This window comes from Campylobacter sp. US50a, assembly GCF_004379015.1.
GTDB lineage: Bacteria > Campylobacterota > Campylobacteria > Campylobacterales > Campylobacteraceae > Campylobacter_D > Campylobacter_D jejuni.
On record NZ_RYYJ01000078.1, the window covers coordinates 1 to 361 of the forward strand.

Below are 361 nucleotides of genomic sequence, written 5' to 3' on the forward strand. Positions count from 1 at the left end.
AAGATAGTAAACTTGATTCTATCACTAACACCTCTACTTCTGATACAGGTATAAGTGGTTCTATCACTAACAATAGTGATAATAAACTTGAAATTTCTAACTCAGGTAATATCGGTGGTAAGATTGAAAGCACTGGTGGTGCTGATATGGTAATTAGCAATAATAATGGTGGAACTATTAGCGGAGGTATTAGTTCTTCAGGAAGTGGAAACACTAGTATTTCTAATTCACAAGGTTCAACCATAAATAATGGTATCACTGTTTCAGGATCAGCCCAAGTTGAAATTTCCAACCAAGGCTCAGTAGGTAAAGATGAAAATGGTAATACAGTAACTAACAATGGTAGTGGTAGTGTTGGAAT

The 361-nt window shown here is 35.2% G+C and carries 1 pseudogene; it reads left to right on the forward strand.

What is annotated here, in order from left to right:
* Nucleotides 1-361 (forward strand): annotated as a pseudogene (locus ELQ11_RS09730) (hypothetical protein); the annotation flags it as partial.